Source organism: Thermomonospora echinospora, from assembly GCF_900108175.1.
Taxonomy (GTDB): domain Bacteria; phylum Actinomycetota; class Actinomycetes; order Streptosporangiales; family Streptosporangiaceae; genus Thermomonospora; species Thermomonospora echinospora.
The window spans coordinates 229,164-250,719 of record NZ_FNVO01000011.1; the positions used below are offsets into that span (position 1 = coordinate 229,164).

22 protein-coding genes and 1 tRNA gene are annotated in these 21,556 nt (G+C 73.8%); 13 read left to right on the top strand and 10 right to left on the bottom strand.

All coding sequences use genetic code 11. The features are described 5' to 3' along the window. The first annotated feature begins 78 nt into the window (after positions 1 to 78). Complete coding sequence (locus tag C4U03_RS24290; RefSeq protein WP_103940352.1) at positions 79 to 1,971, top strand: sigma factor; 1,893 nt, start codon at positions 79 to 81, stop codon at positions 1,969 to 1,971. 49 nt (positions 1,972 to 2,020) lie between these two features. Here C4U03_RS24290 and C4U03_RS24295 read toward each other — a convergent pair whose 3' ends face one another. After that, entirely contained in the window at positions 2,021 to 2,791 is a 771-nt protein-coding gene (locus tag C4U03_RS24295) for a MerR family transcriptional regulator (RefSeq protein WP_103940354.1), read from the bottom strand. An 89-nt stretch (positions 2,792 to 2,880) separates the two neighbouring features. On the opposite strand from C4U03_RS24295, the gene C4U03_RS24300 reads away from it, so the two are divergent. Continuing rightward, the gene (locus C4U03_RS24300; protein ID WP_103940356.1) at positions 2,881 to 3,903 is read left to right on the top strand and encodes an adenylate/guanylate cyclase domain-containing protein; all 1,023 of its coding nucleotides are present in this window, start codon (positions 2,881 to 2,883) and stop codon (positions 3,901 to 3,903) included. A gap of 177 nt (positions 3,904 to 4,080) precedes the next feature. On the opposite strand, the gene C4U03_RS24305 is transcribed toward C4U03_RS24300, so the two are convergent. Both C4U03_RS24305 and C4U03_RS24310 read right to left on the bottom strand, forming a co-directional pair. Further along, complete coding sequence (locus C4U03_RS24305) at positions 4,081 to 4,704, bottom strand: DJ-1/PfpI family protein (RefSeq protein ID WP_103940358.1); 624 nt, start codon at positions 4,702 to 4,704, stop codon at positions 4,081 to 4,083. Positions 4,705 to 4,706: 2 nt separating this feature from the next. After that, entirely contained in the window at positions 4,707 to 5,672 is a 966-nt protein-coding gene (locus C4U03_RS24310; protein WP_103940360.1) for a GlxA family transcriptional regulator, read from the bottom strand. A 264-nt stretch (positions 5,673 to 5,936) separates the two neighbouring features. Between C4U03_RS24310 and C4U03_RS24315 the strand changes: the two genes are divergently transcribed. The 5 genes from C4U03_RS24315 (at position 5,937) to C4U03_RS24330 (ending at position 10,123) form a co-directional block, all read left to right on the top strand. Further along, complete coding sequence (locus tag C4U03_RS24315) at positions 5,937 to 6,743, top strand: SDR family NAD(P)-dependent oxidoreductase (protein ID WP_103940362.1); 807 nt, start codon at positions 5,937 to 5,939, stop codon at positions 6,741 to 6,743. Between the two features lie 402 nt (positions 6,744 to 7,145). Beyond that, positions 7,146 to 7,322, top strand: a complete 177-nt coding sequence (locus C4U03_RS41225; RefSeq protein ID WP_200827422.1) for a hypothetical protein — start codon at positions 7,146 to 7,148, stop codon at positions 7,320 to 7,322. Between the two features lie 76 nt (positions 7,323 to 7,398). Continuing rightward, positions 7,399 to 8,142 carry a hypothetical protein gene (locus tag C4U03_RS24320; protein ID WP_103940364.1) on the top strand — a complete coding sequence of 248 codons (744 nt, stop codon included), beginning with the start codon at positions 7,399 to 7,401 and terminating at the stop codon, positions 8,140 to 8,142. Positions 8,143 to 8,144: 2 nt separating this feature from the next. Then, positions 8,145 to 9,059, top strand: coding sequence for a DUF6895 family protein (locus tag C4U03_RS24325; protein ID WP_200827423.1), 915 nt, complete (start codon positions 8,145 to 8,147; stop codon positions 9,057 to 9,059). Then, positions 9,056 to 10,123 carry a serine hydrolase domain-containing protein gene (locus C4U03_RS24330; protein WP_103940368.1) on the top strand — a complete coding sequence of 356 codons (1,068 nt, stop codon included), beginning with the start codon at positions 9,056 to 9,058 and terminating at the stop codon, positions 10,121 to 10,123. Before C4U03_RS24325 ends, C4U03_RS24330 begins: the two co-directional genes overlap by 4 nt. A 33-nt stretch (positions 10,124 to 10,156) precedes the next feature. Here the strand turns inward: C4U03_RS24330 and C4U03_RS24335 are convergent, their stop codons facing one another. The 3 genes from C4U03_RS24335 to C4U03_RS24345 form a co-directional block, all read right to left on the bottom strand. Next, positions 10,157 to 10,477 (bottom strand): TraR/DksA family transcriptional regulator, encoded by a 321-nt coding sequence (locus tag C4U03_RS24335; RefSeq protein ID WP_103940370.1) that lies wholly within the window; start codon positions 10,475 to 10,477, stop codon positions 10,157 to 10,159. Positions 10,478 to 10,522: 45 nt separating this feature from the next. After that, positions 10,523 to 11,284: a rod shape-determining protein gene (locus C4U03_RS24340; protein ID WP_160147081.1), complete on the bottom strand. Its 762-nt coding sequence runs from the start codon at positions 11,282 to 11,284 to the stop codon at positions 10,523 to 10,525. Positions 11,285 to 11,399: 115 nt separating this feature from the next. After that, entirely contained in the window at positions 11,400 to 11,744 is a 345-nt protein-coding gene (locus C4U03_RS24345) for a TraR/DksA family transcriptional regulator (protein WP_103940374.1), read from the bottom strand. A 356-nt stretch (positions 11,745 to 12,100) separates the two neighbouring features. Between C4U03_RS24345 and C4U03_RS24350 the strand changes: the two genes are divergently transcribed. After that, positions 12,101 to 13,060 (top strand): HAMP domain-containing sensor histidine kinase, encoded by a 960-nt coding sequence (locus tag C4U03_RS24350; protein ID WP_103940376.1) that lies wholly within the window; start codon positions 12,101 to 12,103, stop codon positions 13,058 to 13,060. Further along, on the top strand, positions 13,057 to 13,725 hold the full coding sequence (locus C4U03_RS24355; protein ID WP_103940378.1) for a response regulator: 669 nt from the start codon (positions 13,057 to 13,059) through the stop codon (positions 13,723 to 13,725). Before C4U03_RS24350 ends, C4U03_RS24355 begins: the two co-directional genes overlap by 4 nt. A gap of 64 nt (positions 13,726 to 13,789) precedes the next feature. Here the strand turns inward: C4U03_RS24355 and C4U03_RS24360 are convergent, their stop codons facing one another. Then, positions 13,790 to 14,971 carry a site-2 protease family protein gene (locus C4U03_RS24360; RefSeq protein ID WP_103940380.1) on the bottom strand — a complete coding sequence of 394 codons (1,182 nt, stop codon included), beginning with the start codon at positions 14,969 to 14,971 and terminating at the stop codon, positions 13,790 to 13,792. A 277-nt stretch (positions 14,972 to 15,248) separates the two neighbouring features. Here C4U03_RS24360 and C4U03_RS24365 point away from each other — a divergent pair, with 277 nt between their 5' ends. Next, positions 15,249 to 15,449 carry a hypothetical protein gene (locus C4U03_RS24365; RefSeq protein ID WP_103940382.1) on the top strand — a complete coding sequence of 67 codons (201 nt, stop codon included), beginning with the start codon at positions 15,249 to 15,251 and terminating at the stop codon, positions 15,447 to 15,449. A gap of 132 nt (positions 15,450 to 15,581) precedes the next feature. Further along, positions 15,582 to 17,006: an FG-GAP and VCBS repeat-containing protein gene (locus C4U03_RS24370; protein ID WP_160147082.1), complete on the top strand. Its 1,425-nt coding sequence runs from the start codon at positions 15,582 to 15,584 to the stop codon at positions 17,004 to 17,006. A gap of 202 nt (positions 17,007 to 17,208) precedes the next feature. Here C4U03_RS24370 and C4U03_RS24375 read toward each other — a convergent pair whose 3' ends face one another. After that, positions 17,209 to 17,649 (bottom strand): hypothetical protein, encoded by a 441-nt coding sequence (locus C4U03_RS24375; protein ID WP_103940385.1) that lies wholly within the window; start codon positions 17,647 to 17,649, stop codon positions 17,209 to 17,211. A 150-nt stretch (positions 17,650 to 17,799) separates the two neighbouring features. Here C4U03_RS24375 and C4U03_RS24380 point away from each other — a divergent pair, with 150 nt between their 5' ends. Next, a complete protein-coding gene (locus C4U03_RS24380) occupies positions 17,800 to 18,441 on the top strand; it encodes a DsbA family oxidoreductase (RefSeq protein WP_200827425.1) in 642 nt (213 codons plus the stop codon). Between the two features lie 27 nt (positions 18,442 to 18,468). Then, entirely contained in the window at positions 18,469 to 18,912 is a 444-nt protein-coding gene (locus C4U03_RS24385) for a protein-tyrosine phosphatase family protein (protein WP_103940389.1), read from the top strand. A 144-nt stretch (positions 18,913 to 19,056) separates the two neighbouring features. Here the strand turns inward: C4U03_RS24385 and C4U03_RS24390 are convergent, their stop codons facing one another. Both C4U03_RS24390 and C4U03_RS40570 read right to left on the bottom strand, forming a co-directional pair. Then, positions 19,057 to 21,324 (bottom strand): hypothetical protein, encoded by a 2,268-nt coding sequence (locus C4U03_RS24390; RefSeq protein WP_103940391.1) that lies wholly within the window; start codon positions 21,322 to 21,324, stop codon positions 19,057 to 19,059. A 1-nt stretch (position 21,325) separates the two neighbouring features. Then, positions 21,326 to 21,397 (bottom strand) — tRNA-Gly (locus tag C4U03_RS40570). Positions 21,398 to 21,556: the final 159 nt, after the last annotated feature.

The following is a 21,556-nucleotide window of genomic DNA, read 5'->3' on the forward strand; positions in this document are numbered from 1 at the left end:
TAAGCAAGTGGTCCCGTACTGTTGTCGCGGCTCCGCACCCGACGGGAGCCCCCTCACCGCTGTGGCGGGAGTGAGCACATGCCCCGATGGACTTCGCAGACCCCGGACGCCGACCGCCGGTTCGTCCAGGGGCTGAACGAGGAGAACGAGGAGTCTCTGGGCGCGCTCTACGACACTTACGGCGAGCAGCTCTACGACTACTGCCTGTCCATGGCGGCCGAGCCGAAGGCGGCGGCCGACCTCGTCCACGACACGTTCATCGACGCCCAGCGCCGCGCCCCCCGGATGCGCGACCGCACGCAACTACGCGCCTGGCTGTACGGCGCCGCCCGGCGCCGCTGCATGCAGCGGGGGCGCACCCGGGGCCTGTCGTGGAACTGGGCCAGCGGGTCGGCGTGGATGCAGGAGGTGTTCGGCACCGACGCCGGGGTGACGCCCGGCGAGCTGCGGGAACTGGTGGAGTCGGCGCTGGGCCGGCTGGACTTCGCCGACCAGGAGGTGCTGCTGCTGACCCTGCGGCACGGCCTGCGGGCCGCCGAGACCTCCGTCGTCCTCGGGCAGCCGGCGCGGCGGGTCACCGCGCTGGTGGCGCAGGCGCGGGCCCGCGCGGAGGCCGCGGTCACCGCGGAGCTGCGCTCGATGTCGCGGCGCTGCCAGGCGGGGCGGGCGCCGGTGCCGGCGCTGCACCCGGCCGAGGCCCCCGTCGAGCTGGCCGATCGTACCGCGGAGCTGGAATCCAGCGTCGGGGCGCGGGCGGGCGGCACGTCATCGCCCTCGGACGTGCGCGTGGCTCCGGTGCCGGGCGGACGCCGCCTGACGAGGAACGGCGCGTCCGCGGGCGGGGACGCGCCGCCGGAGGGGACCAAGGGCGCCGAGGACGCCGAGGGAGCCGAGGACGCTAAGGACGCCGCTCACGCGGGGGGACGCACGTCCGGCGGGCTGGTGGTCGGCGCCGGCAGCGCGGTGGACGGCCCTGAGACCCGGCGGCGGGCGGCCGGGCGGCACGGCAGGACGGCCCGGGGCCGCCGCCGCAGGGCCGCGGGCGCCCCGTGCCCGAGCTCCGACCCGGCGCTGGACCGCCACCTGGACGACTGCGCGGAGTGCGGACGACGCGACCGGGTGACCGTCGCGGCGCTGCTGGTGCTGGCGCCGGCGCCGGTGCTGCCCGCCGCACTGCGGCACCGGGTGGTGCACACCGCCACCGACCCCGAGCTGGCCGGCCACCGGACCGACATCGCGGCGCGCGGCGGCACCCTGACCCCCGAGGGGCTGCCCCGCCAGCCCGACGTGCCGTCCCAGTACACCCGCCGCTGGCTGTTCGTCGGCGGCGGGGCGGCCGGCGCGCTGGTCACCACGCTGGTGGCGATCCTGCTGATGAACCCGGTCAGCTCCGACATCAGGTTCCCGTTCGACCCGCGCCCGCAGCCGTCCATCGGGGACGTGCGGCAGGGGGCGTCCGACGGGCGGCTCGGCGACCGGCCGATGGCTCAGGGGCCGGACGGGAGCCCGCAGGTCCCGCCCTCACCCGGCGGGCAGACCCCGCAGGTCCCGCACCCGGAGGACACGCCCCCGGATCGGGACGGCCGCACGCCCAGGGCCCCGCAGCCGCCGCCGGACCCTGAGGACCCGCAGAAACCCGAGGATCCCCAGTCGCCGCAGCAGCCGCCGCTGCCGCCGCAGGCCGGGGAGCTGGCCGTGGGCCCCGCCGAGGTGACGGTCGGCCGGAACGGCGCGGTCATCACGCTCACCGCCCAGGACGGGCCGGTGGCCTGGAGCGCGGTGACCACCAGCGACAAGCTGAGCCTGTCGGCCAGCGACGGCACGTTGGAGGCCGGCGCCTCCACCGACCTGCACGTCCTGCTCAAGGACCGGTCGCTGATCAACCTGCCGGGGGAAGCCATGATCACCGTGACCGACCGGCAGGGCGAGCGGCACGAGATCGACGTGCGGTGGCACCTGTCGCTGCTGTGACGGTGCCACGGGCCGAGCCGGGCTGCGGTGACGGCGCGGCGGGCCGGGCTCAGGAGGTGCTCTCGGCCTCGGCGGGCAGGTGGTCGCGGATCAGCTCCAGCCGCGCGCCCAGCGCCTCCTGGGTCTGGGTCTCCATGGCGCGGGCGATGAACGGCTCCACCACCATCTTCACCAGCGGGCGCATCCGCCGTACGATCGCGGCGAGCTGGGCCGGCTCCTCGCCGCCGGGCGCCGGGTCGGCGCCGAGCCGGTCGAAGACGTGCTCGTTGACCAGGCCGACGAACCGCCCGGCGATCACCTCGCAGTCGTCGCGGATCTGCTCGGCGATGTCCAGCACCGCCTCCAGCGGGATCCCGGCGGCGACCAGTTCGCCGCCCACGTGCAGCAGCCGGGGGCTGGGCACCCGGTAGTGGTCGCCCTCCGGCTCGATCAGGCCCAGCGTCACCGCCCGTTCCAGGAACGCGCCGACCTCGGCGTCGGACAGGCCGGCGCCGAAGACGTCCACCAGTTCCTCGGCCTTGATCTGGCCGGGGATCTCGTCGGACCAGGGGTCGGTGAGCACCTTCTCCAGGCCGAGGACCTCGCTGACGTCCTTGCCGTGCTCCCAGGCCAGCAGCAGTTCCTTGATGATGGCGAAGGTGTAGCCGCGGGCCAGCAACTGGCCGATCAGCCGGAGCCGGGCCAGGTGGGAGTCGTCGTAGTAGCCGACCCGGCCCTCCAGCCGGGGCGGCGGCAACAACCCGCGGTCCTGGTAGGCGCGGATGTTGCGGACGGTGGTGCCGGCTTCGTGGGCCAGCTCGTCGATGCGGTAGTCGGCCATGACGCGGATCGCCTCTCCTTGACCGCTCCGATCTTACGCTCGACTATTGTGACATCGATCGATGACACGGTTTCTGGGAAAGGCCGGCCATGACTGGTGCCCCGCCGGATGAGCGGCAGATCGAGGAGAAGCTGCTGGGCGGGCCCCTGCGCCACACCCGCGCGGAGGTCGAGGCGCTATCGGGCATCCGGCAGGACTACGGCCTGCGGATCTGGCGGGCGCTGGGCTTCCCCACCCCCGCCACCGACGAGGTCGCCTTCACCGACGCCGACGTCGCCGCACTGCGCGAGATCCGCGAGCTGCTGGACACCGACCTGGTCGACGAGGAGATGGTGCTGCAGCTGGCCCGCGGGGTCGGGCAGACCATGGGCCGGCTGGCCGGGTGGCTCGGCGGCACCTGGCTACGCCGGCTGGGCGAGGAACTGCCCGCCGACGAGCCGGTCACCGAAGAGCTGGTGTTCGCCGCGCTGGCGGCCACCGAGGAACTGCGGCCCCGCTTCGAACGGCTGCTGCTGCACGGCTGGCGGCGTCAGCTGGCCGCCGCCGGGCTGCGCTCGCTGTCCACCACCGCCGCCGCGACCGCCGACCCGGTCGGCGGGGTCGCCCTGATGGCGGCCGGCTTCGCCGACGTGGTCTCCTTCACCCGGCTCAGCCGGGCGATGGAGGGCCAGGAGCTGGCCGAGTTCGTGGAACGCTTCGAGGCGACCGCCGCCGAGGTCATCGCCGACCTCGGCGGGCAACTGGTCAAGACGCTGGGCGACGAGGTCTTCTTCGTCGCCGACGACGCCGCCGTCGCCGCCGAGATCGGGCTGACGCTGGCCGGCCGGCACGAGACCGACCCCGGCTTCCCCCGCCTGCGGGTCGGCCTGGCCCAGGGGGAGGTCATCCTGCGCCTGGGCGACTTCTTCGGCACCCCGGTCAACCTGGCCGCCCGGCTCACCTCCATCGCCTACCCGGGCGCGGTGCTGGTGGACGGAGAACTGGCCACCGCGCTCGCCGCCGACGACGACCGCTACGACATCTCCGCCCTGCGTCCCCGCCCGCTCCAGGGCCTGGGCCGCGTCCGCCCCAGGCTGCTGCGCCGCCGCTCACCCCACCCCGAACGGACCTAGACCCTGGTCCGATCCGTCGCAGGGCCGGGCCGCTATCCATCGCCCACCTCAGCCGGGACAAAGGCAGCCCGCGGCTTGGGTTCACAGGAGGGATTGGGGCGTGTCCGGGGCCGTGACGTCGTGCTTCCGGCGGGGATGCCCGTCCGGCCCCTTGGGACGGCCGGTGGGCCTGCGGCTTTAGGAGAGCAGTTTCAGGGCGCGTTCGGTGAGGTCGGCGGAGGCCGTCAGGGCGGAGCCGCTGTCGAACGGGGGGCGCGGGTCGTACTCGATGGCGAGCTGGACGGCCCGTGCGGTGGGCTCACCGGCGGCCAGCGCCAGCAGTGCCAGGGCCATGTCGATGCCCGCCGACACGCCGGCCGCGGTGACGATCCGGCCCTCGGCCACGAACCGCTCGTTCACAGGTTCGGCGCCCATCTCCGCCAGCTGTTCCAGCAGGGCCCAGTAGGTGGTCGCCTTCAGCCCCTCCAGCAGGCCCGCGGCCCCCAGCAGGAACGATCCGCTGCACACTGAGGTCGTCCACCGGGTGTGCTCGTGGGCCTGGGCGATCCAATCGACCAGCGCCCGGTCTTCCAGCGCCTCCAGAGTGCCGGGTCCGCCGGGGACGACGATCACGTCCGGGCGGGGCAGGTCGGCGTAGGCCGCCGTGGCGGTCAGGGTGAGGCTGCCCCGGTCGTCGGTGACCGGTCCCGGCTCGGCGGCCACGAACGTGACCGTCCAGCCGGGCGCGAACGCCAGCACGGTGTACGGGCCGACCGCGTCCAGGGCGGTGAAGCGGGGGTAGAGCGGGATGGCGACCTGCATGTTCAGCTCTCCTTGAGGTGGAACCGGCGGCGGTAGTCGCCGGGTGAGATCCGCCAGTGCCGGCGGAAGACGCGATAGAGGGTCTCGGGCGAGCCCAGCCCGCACTCCCTGGCCACCCGCTCCAGCGGATGGTCGGTGATCTCCAGCAGCCGCCGGGCGGCGTCGGCCCGGCTGAGCTCGACGTACCGGCCGGGCGGCAGGCCGGTCTGCGCGGTGAACACGCGGGAGAAGTGCCGCTCGCTCATCCCGGTCCGCCGGGCCAGCGCGGGCACGCTCAGATCGTCGGCCGGATGTGCGTCGATGAACGCCTGCAGTTCCCGGAAGGGCTCGCGGGGCGGCGCCAGGGCGCGCATCGCCGTGCTGAACTGGCTCTGCCCGCCGGGGCGGTGCAGGTAGACGACCAGCCCGCAGGCCACGTCCCGGGCCAGCGCGTGGCCGTGGTCGTCGGCGACCAGGGCGAGCGCCAGATCCACCCCGGCCGACACCCCGGCCGAGGTCCACACGTCCCCGTCCCTGATGTAGATCGGGTCGGCGTCCACCTCGACCCGGGGATACAGGGCGGCCAGGTCACGGGCCACCAGCCAGTGCGTGGTGGCCCGCCGCCCGTCCAGCAGCCCGGCCTCCGCCAGGACGAACGCCCCGTTGCACACCGAGGCGACCCGGCGGGCCGTGTCCGCCAGCCGGGCGACCTGCCCGACCAACTCCCGATCGTCCAGACACGCCGGGACGGACAGCCCGCCCACCACGATCAGCGTGTCGATCGGGCCGGTCACCTCGCGCAGCGCGCCGCCCGCCAGGACCGGGATCCCGTTCAGCGCCGCGACGGCACCGGCCCGCACCGCGACGACCTCCGTCCGGTACCCGCCGTCCGGAACCAGCAGGTCCGCCGTCGCGAACACGTCGGCCGGGCCCGCCAGATCCGTCATCTGGAAGCCCTCGAAGGCCACGAACACCACCCGCCGTCGCATGCCTTCGATGCTGGTCGCCGCGCCGTCATGGCGTCAATGACACGAACCTTGCAGATCACGCCATGCCGGCCCCACCGCGCCGTCCGCACCGGGGTCGGCGGGCGTGTCCGGGCGTCCGCCGTTTCCGCCGTGGTGGTCCGGGAGGGTGCGGTCGTGTTTCCGCCGGAAATGTCGGTCCGATCGCCGCCGGAACGGCACCGGGCGAGCGGAATACCTTCACTGCCGTGCCCCGGCGAGGGGCGTTCGGAATGAAGGGAACAGTCGATGGATCTGCAGCTTTCCGGCCGGGTCGCGGTCGTCACCGGAGCCTCCAAGGGCATCGGGCTGGCCGTCGTCCGCACTTTGCTGGCCGAAGGCGCCCGGGTGGTGGCGGCCTCGCGCAAGACCACCCCCGAACTGGACGCCCTCGCCGGGCCGAGCCTGCTCCACGTGCCGGTCGACCTGATGGACCACGATGCGCCGGGACAGGTGGTGGAGCGGGCGGTACGGGAATTCGGCGGGCTGGACGTCCTGGTCAACAACGCCGGTGGCCCGCCGCCCGGCGTACGGCTGCCCCGCTCCTCCTTCCTGGAGGCCGACGACGGGCAGTGGCTCGCGATGTTCGAGTTCAACCTGTTCGCAGTGGTCCGCGCCGTGCGGGCCGCCCTCCCGCACCTGATCGAACGGGGCGGCGGCGCGATCGTCAACGTCTCCTCCGGCAACGCCCGGCAGCCGTCGCCGATGAACGTGGACTACGGCGCGGCCAAGGCGGCGCTGAACAACCTGGGACAAGCACTGTCGGAGGAGTTCGCCGCCAGGGGCGTCCGGGTCAACACCGTCTCTCCCGGCCCCGTCCGCACCGCCTGGTGGACGGACGAGGGCGGTGTCGCCGACATGTTCGCCGCCCAGGCGGGCACCGACCGCGACACGGTGATGGACTCGGTCGTGCCGGAGACGATGGGGCTGACCATCGGCCGCATGATCGATCCGCAGGAGGTCGCCGACGCCGTCGTCCTGCTGGCCTCGCCGCGTTCGGCCGGCACCACGGGCGCGGAGTTCGTCGTCGACGGCGGTTTCCTCAAGACGGTCTGACCCCGCTCACCGGCCTGTCGGCGGAACGACCGCCGTTGCCATCCGTTCGCCTCACCCGGCAAGAGGTGGCGGGCCGTTCCCGGGTCCGGTGCGGTCGCCGTCCTGGTCTGCGCCGGACCGGTCGGCCGTGAAGAAGCGCCGGAAATGGTGGGAAATGTCTGGCTGATTCGGTATCTCCGGGGTGTCCGGCGCATTTGCCGGGCGGCCGGGAGTAGCCGGGGGCGGTCGGCGGGGCGATCTGGGTGAGGGTTACCCGCGAGCCGGGAGCGCTTTACGTCGATCCCCCGGGGTCGGAGTTCCGTCCGGTATTCCAAAATCCATGCAATGTGAACTTATGCTCCATTGTGATGTTGCCGGACGGATGTCTCTAATGGGAGGCGTCCGAGCTCAAGGAGGTAACGGATGCTCGCCCAGAGGGAAATCGCCGGTATCGGCGTTGGAACGGATGCCGCCGATATCGGTGCGCTGATGGTGGAACCGGAGACCGCGATCAGCGACGCGCCGGTGTTCACCCCCAACGGCGCACTTCTCCTGCTCGCCGCGGTGCTGCTGTCGCCGAAGGGGCCGAAGAGCAGGTGAGCCGGGCAACACCGATCGCCCCGGCGCCGGCCGCCGCCGGTGCGGACCTGCTGCGGGCCCGCGACGAGGGCGTCCGGTGAAGGTCCCCGCAGCAGGCCCGTCCCGGACCGCCTTCGTCACGGCGGCCGACGACCTGGCCGATCGCGTTCTCAGCGCCCTGCGGGGCGCTGAGAACGCACCCTTCCTGGCCAGGCACGTCGAGCAGGCGCCCGACCGGGGGGCCGCGCTGGCGGCCGTCCGCCTGGTCGGCGCCGACGTCTTCGTTCCGCACCTGCTGGCCGGCTTCCCCCTGGACGGGCAGGACGCGGCGGCGGTGACGCGGTCGCTGGCCGTCTTCCCGCAGGAGGCCGTCATCGCCGGGGCCGGGGACGCCGGATCGGCCGTCGCCTGGCGCGACTGGGCGGTGGCCGAACTGCTGACCCGGTTCGACGGCGGGCGCCCCGCCGTACCGCCGGGCGAGGAGCCCGCCGAAGATCCCGCCGCCACCGGATGGCGGCCATGGTGCGCGCGGATGGCCGGGTTGTCGCCGCTGGCCATCGCCGGTCTCGACGGGCCGGTCCACCAGGCCGCCCGGTGCGGCGCCCTGCCCCTGAGCCGGGGGGCCGCCCGCTCGATGCTGCGCCGCGACTACCTCACCGCCGTCCGCCTGATCCGCTGGCTGGCCTGGCTGCACCACGACGGCGTGCCGCTGCCGCTGGACCTGGAAGCCGCCCTCGACCACGCCGTCCTGCTCGGCGGGCACGGCCCCCGTACCGCACTGGACATCGCCGTCGCCGAACGGTTGCTCGGCCGGCCCGACGACGCGCACCGGAGGCGATGACGATGACGGGCTGCGCGCCGGTGGCCGAGACGGCCCGCAGGCTCTGCGACCGTGCGCTGTCCTGGCTGCACGCCCACCGCGAACTGGACACCCTGCCGAGCACCTCCGACCTCGGCGACCCCGACAGCGTCTACAAACCGCTCGGTGAGACCACGCTGGCCGCATCGCTGGTCGTACGCGACGGCACGGCCGGCCCCGGACGGCGGGCGGCGGCGCGGAGCCTGCTCGACTTCACCTGGGCGCAGATGCGCGGCGGCGACCTGCTGTACGAGCGGCTGCTCCAGCACACGCTGCTGACCGACCCGGCCGAGACCTACGCGCATTTCGTCCGCGCCGGCTACCGGCATCCGCGCCTGGACGAACTGCTGGCCCATCAGGTCCGGCTGCGTTCGGTACGCGCCGTGGAGCTGATCCCCGACCGGAAGCTGGCCGTCGCCAACGCGCACCGCATCATCGGCCTCGACGACGACGCCGACTGGGACGCGCTGATCCGCGCCACCTGGCTCGGCGGTCTCCCCGAGCCGTGGGCGATCGACTGGATGACCGCCTACCAGATGACCCACACCGTCTTCCACAGCACCGACTGGGGGGCCCTGCCGTACCGCCTGCCCGCCGACCTGACCGCCTACCTGCACGACTGGCTGCCGGTCTGGATCGATATCTGGCGTGAGATCCGACAGTGGGACCTGGTGGCGGAGCTGCTCGTCGTGGGGGCGTGCCTGGAGGAGCCGTACTGCGATCCGGACGACTGGCGGGCACTGGCCGAGATCCAGCACGAGGACGGCTTCGTCCCACGCGACGGCGATCCCATCGACGAGAATCCTGTGCAACGGTTCAAGGACCACCAGCACACCGTCGTGGTCACCGCGGTCGCGGGGACCATCGCCGCGGCCCGCGCCTCGGCGGGGCGATCGTGAACGGGGCGGCGCTGGACGACCTGCTCGGCCCGGTGCTGGGGGCGGCTCCCGGTGCCTGCGCGGTCGTGGCCGGGGCCGTGCGCGGCGGAGAACACCTCATCCGGTGCCGGGGAACCAGCGCCCGCCACGTCCGCGGTGCGGAGCCGGAGCCCGCCGTTCCCGGTACACGGTTCGAGATCGGGTCGCTCACCAAGACGTTCACGGGGCTGCTGCTCGCCGAGATGGTGGCCGCCGGGCAGGTCGGTTACGACGACCCTGTCAACCACTACCTGCCGTACCGTGCCCGCCGCACCGGCCCCGACATCACCCTGCTGCACCTGGCCACCCACACGTCGGGGCTGCCGTGCCTGCCGCCCGGCCTGCTACGCCGGGCGATGCCCCGCATGTTCACCAACCCGTACGCGACGTACACCACCGCCGACCTCCTGGCGGCCGTGCCGCGCGCCCGCCTGCGCGCCCGTCCGGGGACCCGGGTGCGCTACTCCAACTTCGGGGTGGGTCTGCTCGGTCATCTGCTGGCCCGCGCCGCGGGGGGCGGCACACGTTACGAAGACCTCCTGGACGCCCGTGTGCTGATCCCGCTCGGCCTGACCGGCACCGACTGCGACCCGTACCGCCCCCAGGCCACCGGCTACTGGCACGGCAGGGCCCGGCCGACCTGGCTCATCCCCGGCATGGCCGGTGCCGGAGCACTGCGCTCCACGGCCCGGGACATGCTGCGCTACCTGACGGCGCTGCTCGACCCGGCCACCGTGCCCGGCCCGACGCTGGGCGCCGCGCTCGCCGACATGCGGCGCCCCCGCGCCGTCGTTCCCGGGAACGAGCCGCGCCCGCTGATCTGGAATCTCCACCGGGGCGATGACCACGACCTGCTGCATCACAGCGGAGTGACCCGGGGCTTCACCGCCTTCGCCGGATTCGGCCCGCAGACCCGGGTCGCGCTCGTCGCCCTGACCAACACCACGGCGTCACTGCGGACCACCTTCGTCCAGGCCGCCTACGACGCCCTGGACGCGCTCGCCGCACAGCAGTCCCGGAGCGCGGGCCAAGGCGCCCGGACATGACGGAAGACCACTCCGTGAGTGCCCGGTGGGCCGTCACCGGCAGGTCGCACAGCGGGAGGTCAGGGGGCGGAGCTTCAGCAGGGCGTAGCCGATGGGGTCGCCGCAGCGCTCGCAGCGGCCGAAGTCGCCCTCACCGATGCGTTCCAGGGCCCGGCGCAGCTCGGCGAGGTGCGTCTCGGCGGCGATGACCTCGGCGAGCAGCCCCGGCCGTTCGGTACCGGACAGCGGGTCCTCGCGCAGCCTGGTCACCAGCTGGTCCAGCCGGATCGCCCGCCACGACAGGTCGGCCTCGATCCGCTCGCGCAGCGCCTGGAGCTGCACGCTGGACAGCCGGCCGGGGGCGTCGGTCGCCATGGCTCCTCCTTTCACCCGATCCCAGGACGTGGTGATCGCCTGATCTCAGGACGTGGTGACGACCTGCCGCCAGGCCGCCGGGGACAGACAGATCCGCGCCAGTCCGCGGATCGTCGCCCGGGACGGGTCGCGCGCCACGCTGATGGTCAGCCCGATCTCCGCGGTGAGCCGGCCCGGGAGGGAGGGCATCCGGGCGCCCCCTCCGGTGAGTAGCAGCCCGCCCTTGCGGGCCGCCACCCGCTGCTGGGAGGGCAGGTCGCCGAGCACCTGGTGGACGGTGACCGCGAGCCGCTCCCGCAGGTGCTCCGAAAGGTGCGGGACGGGTCGCCCGGCCACCCGCTCCGGGTCGTACTGGATGGAACGGGCGGACAGCACGCGGGCGCGGGCGATGACGACCGTCTCGATGATGCCCGCGCCGATGTCCATCACCAGCCGGGGCCGCGGATCGGCGATGTCGAGCCCCGCGCCGGCCGCCGCCGCCAGCGGCGCCTGCATCGTGTGCACCGGGCAGTCGGTGGCGGCCTGCACGGCGGTGGCCGCCCGGTGCCGCTGGAACCTGTCGGCGGCGACCGGCACCCCCAGCAGCACCTCGCTCAGCTCGGGCATCGGGTCGATCTCCCGCAGCGTCCGGCGGGTCAGCCGAATGCAGCCGGGCACATCGGTCACCGCGCCGTACCGGATCGGACCCACCCGCACGGTGTCGGGCGAGGGCGGCCGGCCGGCGGCGGCGCCGACCGAGGAGGGGAGGTCAACGATCACGTCCAGGCCGGGCAGGCTCGCCCGGACACGGCTGCTGCCCAGATCCACGGCGGCCCGCGGGCACGGCCGCCGTGCGGAGTCTAGGAGCGGTCCGGGGACCACAGGATCACCTCGAACCACGGGTGCGGCACCCGTCCGCCACGGCCACCGCCGGCGGAGACGCTCATGCCCGCCCCCGCTGCCGCTGCTGGCACACCACACAGAACCGGGCGTACGGCAGGATCTCCAGCCGCCCTTCCGGGATCGGCTTGCCGCATCCCTCGCACAGCCCGTAACGGCCCTCCTCCAGCCGCCCGAGCGCCTCCTCGATCTCCTCCAGGGTCCGCCGCAGGGTGTCGAGCCGGCCCGGCGCCGTCTCGTCGGGCTGCCCCTCGTCCGGCCCTTCCAGGACGATCAGCTGCGCCGCCCGGTTCCGGCGTTCCCGCTCCAGCCGCTCTCGGGCCTGGCGGGCCGCCGTGCTCCCTGGCGAGTACTCACCGGACGTGCCATGCACCGTGTTCGCGGTCATCGGATGGGCTCCCTTCGGGCACCGTTCGGCCCCGGATATTCCAAAGCCCCCCACGCATCCGTGGGGGGCGTGCCACATCGCCGGTATCCGGGCGCTGGGTTCGAGGCGCTGGTCCGGATGCCGGCGACGCGGGATGGGCAGGATTTTCGGATCCTTCTCCACCATGGAAGACCGGCGCGGCCGGCGCCATCGGGGACACCACCCACTTTCCGCGGGGCGACCATGTAGGGGACGGGCCGTTCCGGGCGGCCCGCCCCCCGGCAATGGACGCCCCGCCCGATCGACCCGCCGGGGCGGGGCGGGCACAGTGGAGGTAGGGGCCGGGAACGGCGAACGACGATGGGGGACTGCGGTCGGTGCGGCTGTTCTGGCGGGTGTTCTGGCTGAACGCGCTGGTGGGAGCGGTGGCCACCGTGCTGCTGATGGTCGGTCCCTGGACGGTGTCGGTGCCGATCCGGCTGACCGAGGCGCTGGTGCTGACGGCCGGGCTGGTGGTGATGCTGACCGCCAACGCCGCCCTGCTGCGCTGGGGGCTGGCCCCGCTGGACCGGCTCACCCGGCTGATGACCACCGTGGACCTGCTGCGCCCCGGCGAGCGGCTGCCGGTGACCGGTAGCGGCGAGGTCGCGGCGCTGATCGACACGTTCAACCAGATGCTCCAGCGGCTGGAGGCCGAGCGCGGCGCCAGCAGCGCCCGCGCCCTGTCCGCCCAGGAGGACGAGCGCCGCCGCATCGCCCAGGAACTGCACGACGAGATCGGGCAGAGCCTGACCGCCGTGCTGCTGGACCTCAAACGGCTCGCCGACCGGGCGCCCGAGCCGCTGCGCGAGGACCTGCGGTACGCGCAGGAGACCACCCGGGACAGCCTGGACGAGGTGCGCCGGATCGCCCGCCGGCTGCGTCCCGGCGTGCTGGAGGACCTTGGGCTGGCCAGCGCGCTCACCGCGTTGACCGGCCAGTTCTCCGCCCATGCCGGGATCCGGGTGCGGCGGCGGCTGCATCCCGGCCTGCCCCCGCTCAGCTCCCAGGTCGAGCTGGTGCTGTACCGGATCGCCCAGGAGGCGCTGACCAACGCCGCCCGGCACTCCGGCGCCGCGACGGTCGAGCTGAGCCTGGCGCCGGCGGACGGCGGCGTGCTGCTGAGCGTCACCGACGACGGCGCCGGGCTGGGCGGCTCCGCCGAGGGCGCCGGGATCCGGGGTATGCGCGAACGCGCCCTGCTCGTCGGCGGGGAGCTCACCGTCGGCTCCGTTCCCGAGGGCGGCACCCGGGTCGCGCTGTACGTGCCCATCGCCGAGGAAGGACCACCACCATGACCGACGGCGCCCCTGGACCCACCAGGACGCGCATCCTGCTCGCCGACGACCACGCGCTGGTGCGCCGGGGCGTCCGGCTCATCCTGGACGGCGAGCCCGACCTGGAGGTCGTCGCCGAGGCGGGGGACGGGGCCGAGGCGCTCCAGCAGGCCGACAAGGTCGAGGCCGACCTGGCCGTCCTGGACGTGGCCATGCCCCGGATGACCGGCCTGCAGGCGGCCCGCGAGCTGTCACGGCGGCATCCGGGCCTGCGCATCCTCATCCTCACCATGCACGACAACGAGCAGTACCTGTTCGAGGCGCTCAAGGCGGGCGCCGCGGGCTACGTGCTCAAGTCGCTGGCCGACCGCGACCTGGTGCAGGCGTGCCGGGCGGCGATGCGCGGCGAGCCGTTCCTGTATCCCGGCGCGGTCACCGTCCTGATCCGCAGTTACCTCGACCAGGCCAGGCAGGGGGAGGCCCCCGACACGCTGCTCACCCCGCGCGAGGAGGAGATCCTCAAGCTGGTCGCCGAGGGCCACTCGTCCCGCGAGATCGCCGACACCCTCTTCATCAGCGTCAAGACGGTCGAACGGCACCGCGCCAACATCCTGGCCAAGCTCGGCATGAAGGACCGCCTGGAACTGACCCGCTACGCCATCCGCACCGGCCTGGTCGAGCCTTGAACGAGCCCTGATCGCGAGCCCTGACCGGGTGCGCCGGGCGTGCTCACCGCACGGCCGGCGGGCCTCAGTGCCGGCGCTGCGGAAGCGTCACCGTGTCGGCGCCGCGGTGCAGGCCGGGGCCGCCGGCCAACTCGCCGAGCTGCAGGGTCCGGCTGATGTCGCTGGGTGTGACCAGCCCGATGACCCGTTCGTCCGGCGTCACCACCACGGCGCGCCCGTCGGTGCAGCCGGTCATCTCCGCCATGAGCTCGATGATCGGCTGCTCCGGCCGCCCCCGGGGGACCTCCTGGGGCGGGCAGGCGATCTCCCGCAGCGTGGTGTCCGCCCGCCGCTCGGCGGGGACCGCGCGGATCCGGTTCAGGGTGACCAGCCCGCTGAGCCGGCCGGCCTCGTCCAGCAGCGGGTACGTGGAGAAGCGGTGCGAGAGCACGACCCGGTCGATGAAGCCGGCCACCGTGTCGTCCGGGTGCGCCGCGACCGGCTGCGGCGTCATGACGTCGGCGACCCGCACCCCGCCCAGCGCCGACTGGACGGCGGTCTGCTGCTCCTCGGCGGAGGCCGCGCTGACCAGGAACCAGCCGATCAGCGCCAGCCACAGCCCGTTGAACCCGAACCCGGCGAAGATCTGCACCGCCCCCAGCACTATCAGGACGAACCCGAACACCCGTCCCGCGCGGGTCGCGCTGATCGCCGCCCGGTGCCGGTCGCCCCACCACCGCCACAGCGCGGCGCGCAGCACCCGCCCCCCGTCCAGCGGCGCCGCCGGGATCAGGTTGAACACCGCCAGGACCAGGTTCACCAGCGCCAGGTAGGCCAGCACTCCCGTGGCCAGCCGCGACCCCGTCGCCCGGGCCACCAGCTCGGCGAGCAGCGCGAACACCAGGCCCAGCAGCACGCTGGTGAGCGGCCCGATGAACGCGATCCGGAAGTCGGCCCCCGGGCTGCGGGGTTCGCCGCGCAGCCGCGCCACCCCGCCCAGCAGCCACAGCGTGATCCCCTCCACCTCCAGCCCGTTGCGCCGCGCCACGATCGCGTGCGCCAGCTCGTGCGCCAGCAGCGAGGCCAGGAACGCCACCGCCGCCAGCACCCCGGCCAGCACGTACTCCGCCGGCGAATACCCGCGGAAGGCGGCCGGGAGCTGCCCGAACGCCAGCCCGATCACCACGATCGCGACGATGACCAGCACGCTGAGGTTGAGACCCACGCGGATTCCGGCGATGCGCCCGAGCCGGATCGACTCGTTCATCTGAACTCCTCAACCATGGAGACCCGCCTTCCGGCGGGGGAGAGATCACGGCACTCCGCCGTGGGGAACAGGCGTTCGGTGGACGGATGCCGCTCCCCCCGCTGTACCCGGCAGCGGCCGGCTCATGACGCGGCGCACCGTCCACGCGACCCGTGCCGATGGCCGCATTCGGAGTTATTTGCGCAGGTGAGGGTAGATATCGGTGTCCTGGGAACGAAGCCGGTCCGAGGGGTGCGGTGTCCTCCCGCGGGCCGTCGTGAGCGCACCGGAGGGAGCCATGCGCACCGAGCCCGAACGCGGCGAGCCGCAGCGCGTCGACAGTACGGAATCCGAGGGGATGAGCGCCGCCCGGCCCTCGCCGGCCGAAGGAAGGATCTCCGGCCGGGCCGCCGAGAGCACCCGGCCGGACTGGGACTACGGCATGACCGGCAACACCGCCCATCGCCCCGAGGAGTTCAACCCCGACGACTTCGAGTGAGCCGTCAGTGAGCCCTGCGTGAGCCTTGAGTAAGCGGGCGTACGCCGTCGCCGGACGGAGGGGCGGCCGGGTAAACCGCCGATGATCCTTCGGAGTCTTCCTAGTGAAGTTCCCCCCTTCACAGGAGGTTTCGTGCGGATCCGGTCCATCACCCATGCGGGCGCGCTGGCCGCCCTTCTCGCCGTGCCCTTCACCGGTACGGCCCACGCGGCGGACCGGCCCGCCGGGCCCGGCACGGCCGCCAAGCCTGCGATCTCGGGCGACTTCGACGGCGATGGACGGCGCGACCTGGTGGCGGCCAGCCCCAACGGACGGGCCGCAGGCCAGGAGGCCGCCGGCTTCGTCACCGTGCTCTACGCGGGCCGGACCGGGCGGCAGGTGATCACGCGCAACAGCCCCGGTGTCGCCGGGACCCCACGGACCTTCGACTTCTTCGGGGGGTCCACCGCCTCGGCCGACTTCGACCGTGACGGCTACGCCGACCTGGCGATCGGCAGCGGCGGGCGGTACCACGGCGTCGCCGTCCTCTACGGCGGACCCGGCGGGCTGACCGGGCGCGGGATCACGCTGTCGATCCCGAACGCCTACCTGGGCTCCGACCTCGCCGCCGGGGACTTCGACCGCAACGGGGGCGTGGACCTGATCGTCGCCGGTGCCCGCAAGCTGGAGGACGCCCCCACGGGCGCCGGCTTCTGGACGTTCCGGGACGTCCGCAAGGCCCCGGTGCCCGGAACGCACACCCCGGTGCCCTCGCGCGGGGAGGACGGGCTCGCCGCGTGGACGGCGCCGGCGGTCGCCGACTTCGACCGCGACGGGTACCCCGACCTGGCGATGTCGATCGCCGGGAACATGGACGGCGAGACCGTGGGCGCCCGGCTGGAGCTGCGCCGGGGCTCGGCGAAGGGCCTGGGCGCCCCCCGGGTCCTGCTCCGGCAGACCGGCCGGGCGATCGGGGCCGGGGACATCAACGGCGACGGCCGGGCCGACCTGGTGGTGGGCGGGCTGATCTCCTCCGACCAGCACGGCCGTACCAACCGGTTCCACGTCCTGCTCGGCGGGCCCGGCGGCCCCGGCAAGCCGAAGACGTTCACGCAGTCCACCCCCGGTGTCCCGGGTACCGACGAGGCGAACGACTTCTTCGGCACCGCGCTGGCGGTCGGTGACGTCAACGGTGACGGCCGGGCCGATGTCGCGGTCGGCGCCCAGGGCGAGGACGTCGGCAAGATCGAGGACGCCGGGTCGGTGACCGTCCTGTACGGCACGCCCACCGGGCTCGGCACCCGGAACGCGCAGATCTTCGGCCAGAACACCAAGGGCGTGCCCGGCGCCGCCGAACGCCGCGACCTGTTCGGCGCCGCCGTGCTGCTGGCGGACCGCAATGGTGACGGCCGGGCCGACCTGTTCATCGGCGCCCCGGGCGAGAACGCCCCGGCCGGCCGCCTCCACCTGCTCTTCGGCAGCCGGGCCGGAGTCACCACCAAGGGCACCAAGTCCTTCGGCCCGGCCGACCTGGGCATCGGCGGCCGCCAGGCGGAACTCGGCGGCACCCTGGACTGACCCCCGCCCGGGAGCGGGACTTGTTCTCAGGGCTTTTCTCGTGCGGGACCTGCTCTCAGGGTTTCGTCGAGGTTCGACGGTCTCGTGCGCACCGGCCGCGGCACTTCCGCGGCCGGTCGCACCCCGGCCGGCGACCTCCGCCGGTGCGCGCCGACGACTCCGGCCGCGACCCCGATCGTCACACCTCGGCGGCCTCGCGGGGTCAGGCTCCCATACGGTGGCCGTCGCCGCAGGTCAGCTCCTCTGTGAGCAGGCTCGCGCCAATGCCCAGCAGCCAGACGTCCTTGGCGACCGACAGCCCCTGCTCGGTGGGAAGGACGCTGCCCTCCCGCCGCATCCCCGGCGTTCTGAGGTAGAAGCCCAGCAGCCCCGCCGAGAACGCGGTGAGCGCCGCCCCGGCCACCACGCTGGGAACGACGGGCAGCAGCAGCGCCGCACCGAGCGCGATCTCCGAACAGGACAAGAGCCTGGTGAAGGCGGCCGGATCCATCTCCTTGAGGAAGGGGTAGGCGCCCGCGGCCATGCCGTGCAGCCCGGCGGCCTTCTGCTCGTCGGCGTCCTTCTTGGACAACCCGGAGTGCAGGATGAGCGCCCCGGCGGCCATCCTGGCCGGCAACTGGTGGGTACGTGCCAGGAATCGCATGGTCTCCCCCGATCTGTGGTGTCTCGCGCGTCCCCTACCCCAGGGATCGGTGAAATGCGGTCGCTCTCGCGTGGACTTGCCGGGCTCCCCTCGTGCCGGGCTGGGTCACGCCGCTGGAATGCGCCGCAGGCGTCTCCGGTTGACCTGGGCGTGAACGTAGAGATCTTCTCCGACGTGGTCTGTCCCTGGTGCTACCTCGGTCAGGCCCGGTTCCGCGCCGCTGTGGCGCGCTTCGCCGGCGAGGTCCGGGTGACCTGGCGTCCCTTCCAGCTCGACCCGGGCGCCCCGGCCACCGCCACTCCGGCCGCCGACCACCTGGCCGCCAAGCTCGGCGGCCCCGAGCGGGTCGCCGCCGCCCACGACCGGCTGCGCGCGCTGACCGCCGCCGAGGGCCTGCCGTTCGCGCCGGAGAAGGCCCTGCGCGTCAACACCGGCGACGCCCACCGGGTCATCGCGCTGGCCGGCCGTGCGGGCGTCCAGGACGCCGTGGTCGAACGGCTCTTCCGCGCCCAGCACGCCGAGGGCCGCGACATCGGGGACGCCGGCACGCTCGCCGAACTGGCCGCCGAGGCGGGCTTGGACGTCGCCGCCGTACGTACCCTGCTGGACTCCGACGAGGGCGTGGCCGAACTGGAACAGGACCTCGCCCGAGCCCGCGCCCTGGGCATCAACGGCGTTCCGTTCTTCCTCTTCGAGGAGAAGTGGGCGGTCTCCGGCGGCCAGCCCACCGAGGTCTTCGAGGGCGCCCTGCAGGAGGTGGCCTCGAACCTGACCGCCGGAAACCCGCAGTAACGGAGGCGACCGCCGGGATAATGAATCATGACCGGTTCGAGGCTCGTCGGTGCCATCCAGTTGCCCGGGGGTTCCTGGGTCCGTGGGCGTGGCCTGCGCCATCCGCCGCCGGAGGGGCCTGAGCCCGTCTTCGGCCTCTACCTGGGCTCGGGCCGCCTCCGCCGCCGTCACGAAGGCGAGATGTCCTGGCAGGAACTGTGGGTCGAGTGGCCCGACTTCCTGCTGCCCCGCGATCGGGAGCAGGCCGTCCAGGGCATCCGCGCGCTGCACGGCCAGGCCGGGGAGGGCCAGCCGGTCGAGGTCGCCTGCGGCGGCGGCGTCGGCCGTACCGGCACCGTCATCGCCTGCCTCGCCGTCCTGGACGGCCTCCCCCCGGCGGAGGCCGTCGCCTGGGCGCGGGCGCACCACCACCCCCGGGCCGTTGAAACGCCGTGGCAGCGCAGGTGGGTGGCTCGCTTCCCGAACGGCTGACCTTCCCCGACCAGGGGATCACCGGACAGCAGGCCGAGGGCCGCTTTTCGTACCGTCCACCGGGACTCGGCCACAACGACGACCGTTCCGTTCCCGCCACCGGACGCCGATCGGGGCGGGGCCGGGGCCAGGTCGTCGGCGCCGTCAGGCGGCGGGAACGATCTTCTGCATCCAGTGGCCGCCCACCTGCCAGCCGAGGAAGCGGCGGGCCGTGGGCGCGGTCCCGTCGTCAAGGCCGCCGCCGACCAGGACGTGCCGGAGCCCGGCGGCCACCGGATCGAGCCGGGCGGTCACATGCGCGGGCTGCCGGTCCAGCTCGTCCTGGAGCCAGGCGGTGAGGCTGATCTGCTCCTTCAGCCCGCACAGGGCCATGAAGAACAGCGCCTGGCGCCAGGCGTAGGCGGCGTCCTTGATGGTGCCCAGCGGACGCGGGTTGTTGTGGACCCGCGCCACCAGACGGCAGACGGTGCCGAAGGCACGGCGGGCCAGGTCGGGCCATCCCGGGGAGGGGTTCACGCCGATCGGGTGCACCAGGGCGGCGAGATTGTGCGTGGTCAGGATCTGCGCCTGCTCGATCACCATCCCGTCGGCCGCCACCCAGGCCCGCCGGTCCGGCGGAACGGCGGCACGCTCCCGGCACAGCGCGTCGAAGCCGTCCAAGGCGTATACCCCGTACGCCTGCTCGGCCGGGGCGTCGCCGAGGGTCCGGACCGCCGCGTAGTCGATGCCGTAGTACCGCTCGTAGATCGTCCCCTCCAGCACGTCGGCGGCCAGTTGCGCCGCCTGGAGGAACTTGATCGAGAAGTTCCCCATGAAGATGTCGGCCGCGAGCTCCTCGACCAGCGGCACTCCGATCTGGGCCTGCCGGGCCAGCGTGGCCAGCTCCCGGATCAGCGGGTTGGGCGTGATCGTCCCGGGGAAGCCCTGGAGCGTCAGCTCACCCAGCCGTACGAGCGCGGCGCGTGCGTCGTCGCGGGCCGCCCCTCCGGTACGGCGGTGTCCGCTCACCGCGCGCACCCACGGCAGCTCCTCGAACCGGACCTGGCGCTCCAGGTTCAGCAGGAGCAGGGACCGCCGGTTGCGGAAGGCCCGGTAGGCGGCCGTCATGAGGTTGCGCAGCGCCTCGTCCTGGTAGGACATGGCGGTCGTGGAGGCCACCAGCTGGGGGACCAGTGCGGCGAGTACCTCGGCCGAGGGGACGATGCCCCGCTCGACCAGCGTGCTGATCGGGGCCTGCAACGCGCCCTCGACCGTACGCCGCAGCCAGTCGGGGAGCACGGTGCCCGCCGGCACGCCCGTCCGGCGCTCCTCGTCCGCCGTGACCGGCCCGGTGAACGGCTCGGTCGTCGGCAACCCCTCCTGCCGCGGCAACGCCGACAGGCGCGCCAGCACGAGCTGCGCCAGGGCGTGGTGCGTCGGGCGGGCCGCCTGGACCGCCTGGGTCGCGCGCAGCTCGGTATGAGCCGGCGAGCCGGGCACCCCCCGCTTGGCGACCATCGAGTCCACGGCGTGCTGGAGCAGCCGGTTCGGCTCGCGGTCCGCCAGGACGTCCTCCAGGGCCGTCCGCAGGATCGCCAGGTTCTCCTTGGGCCTGCGGTGCTTGGTGCACCGGGTGTGCTCGGCGGCGAGCCGGCGGTACCGGGCGAGCAGCTCGGCGCCGCGCGGCCGCCAGCCGTCCGGCTGCACCGCCCCGACCCGGCCGTCCCGGACGGTCTCCAGCCAGTGCGCCAGCAGTTCGTCGGCGAACGGGTTCCACACCGCGAGCGCCTCGTTCATCGCCTGGATCGCGGTGTTCGGCAGCCGGGCCGCCAGCCGCTGGCTCACCTCGCCGACCGTCTCCCGGCACGCCAGGGACGCGTCGGCGGGCGGCGTCTCGGCGGGCCGGGGCAGGAAGCGCAGCCGGTCGGCGAACGGCCCGATCGTCTCCAGCAGGTCCAGCGCGCCCGCCCGGTCGCCGGCCCGCAGCAGCCACGCCACCACTGGCAGCGCCGCCTCCTCCGGCACGGTGATCTCGTAGCGCCCGCCGTCCAGGAGCGCGTTCAGCTCTGCCAGGCCCTCGTCCGTCAGGTGGTGCAGGAACACCGCGTGCCGCTGGGCGGGGACTCCGGCACGGCGGGCGGCCTCGACCTCGTGCGGCAGGAGCGGCCCGCCCGCGACGGCCGCGCCCGTGGCGAACCCGCCCCGCGCGACCTCCGGCGTCACCCAGGCCGGAAGCCCCTCGACCGGCGTCCGCGACCCGATCGACAGCGTCCCGTCGGCCATCCCGGCGGCGACCCGCTCCCAGCGGTGCAGCCGCTCCTCGGCCCGGCGCCGCGTGTCGCCGTCCTCGTGGGTCAGCGCGGTGACGAAGGCCTTGGCCATCTGCCCCACGGCGTAACCCGGGCTCGCCTGTACCTGCGCGTCCTCGCTCATGCCAGCGTGGCGGGTTCTGCCCCCGCGCCCTCCGGGTAGGAAGCCCGGCGCTCTCCTGCTGAGCTACACGCTGCTGCCGACAGGCTAAAGATCACCGCAGCACTCCGGCAATGAGATAACCCCCACCGGAGCGCGCCTTTTTGGTCGGCCCACCGCCGGGATTCCGAGCATGCCGCCTGGTCGAGATCCCCGTCGCAGGACTGCGCCCCCGCACTGAGGGTGTCCGGCCGGC

What these genes read in the sequence shown, in the direction of transcription:
- C4U03_RS24315 (WP_103940362.1), top strand. Translation starts at nt 5,937, where the DNA reads ATGGATCTGCAGCTTTCCGGCCGGGTCGCGGTCGTCACCGGAGCCTCC.
- C4U03_RS24365 (WP_103940382.1), top strand. Translation starts at nt 15,249, where the DNA reads ATGCGCACCGAGCCCGAACGCGGCGAGCCGCAGCGCGTCGACAGTACG.
- C4U03_RS24295 (WP_103940354.1), bottom strand. Translation starts at nt 2,791, where the DNA reads ATGGCCGACTACCGCATCGACGAGCTGGCCCACGAAGCCGGCACCACC.
- C4U03_RS24385 (WP_103940389.1), top strand. Translation starts at nt 18,469, where the DNA reads ATGACCGGTTCGAGGCTCGTCGGTGCCATCCAGTTGCCCGGGGGTTCC.
- C4U03_RS24360 (WP_103940380.1), bottom strand. Translation starts at nt 14,971, where the DNA reads ATGAACGAGTCGATCCGGCTCGGGCGCATCGCCGGAATCCGCGTGGGT.
- C4U03_RS24390 (WP_103940391.1), bottom strand. Translation starts at nt 21,324, where the DNA reads ATGAGCGAGGACGCGCAGGTACAGGCGAGCCCGGGTTACGCCGTGGGG.
- C4U03_RS24335 (WP_103940370.1), bottom strand. Translation starts at nt 10,477, where the DNA reads ATGGCGACCGACGCCCCCGGCCGGCTGTCCAGCGTGCAGCTCCAGGCG.
- C4U03_RS24300 (WP_103940356.1), top strand. Translation starts at nt 2,881, where the DNA reads ATGACTGGTGCCCCGCCGGATGAGCGGCAGATCGAGGAGAAGCTGCTG.
- C4U03_RS24345 (WP_103940374.1), bottom strand. Translation starts at nt 11,744, where the DNA reads ATGACCGCGAACACGGTGCATGGCACGTCCGGTGAGTACTCGCCAGGG.
- C4U03_RS24310 (WP_103940360.1), bottom strand. Translation starts at nt 5,672, where the DNA reads ATGCGACGGCGGGTGGTGTTCGTGGCCTTCGAGGGCTTCCAGATGACG.
- C4U03_RS24375 (WP_103940385.1), bottom strand. Translation starts at nt 17,649, where the DNA reads ATGCGATTCCTGGCACGTACCCACCAGTTGCCGGCCAGGATGGCCGCC.
- C4U03_RS24355 (WP_103940378.1), top strand. Translation starts at nt 13,057, where the DNA reads ATGACCGACGGCGCCCCTGGACCCACCAGGACGCGCATCCTGCTCGCC.
- C4U03_RS24305 (WP_103940358.1), bottom strand. Translation starts at nt 4,704, where the DNA reads ATGCAGGTCGCCATCCCGCTCTACCCCCGCTTCACCGCCCTGGACGCG.
- C4U03_RS24325 (WP_200827423.1), top strand. Translation starts at nt 8,145, where the DNA reads ATGACGGGCTGCGCGCCGGTGGCCGAGACGGCCCGCAGGCTCTGCGAC.
- C4U03_RS24290 (WP_103940352.1), top strand. Translation starts at nt 79, where the DNA reads ATGCCCCGATGGACTTCGCAGACCCCGGACGCCGACCGCCGGTTCGTC.
- C4U03_RS41225 (WP_200827422.1), top strand. Translation starts at nt 7,146, where the DNA reads ATGCTCGCCCAGAGGGAAATCGCCGGTATCGGCGTTGGAACGGATGCC.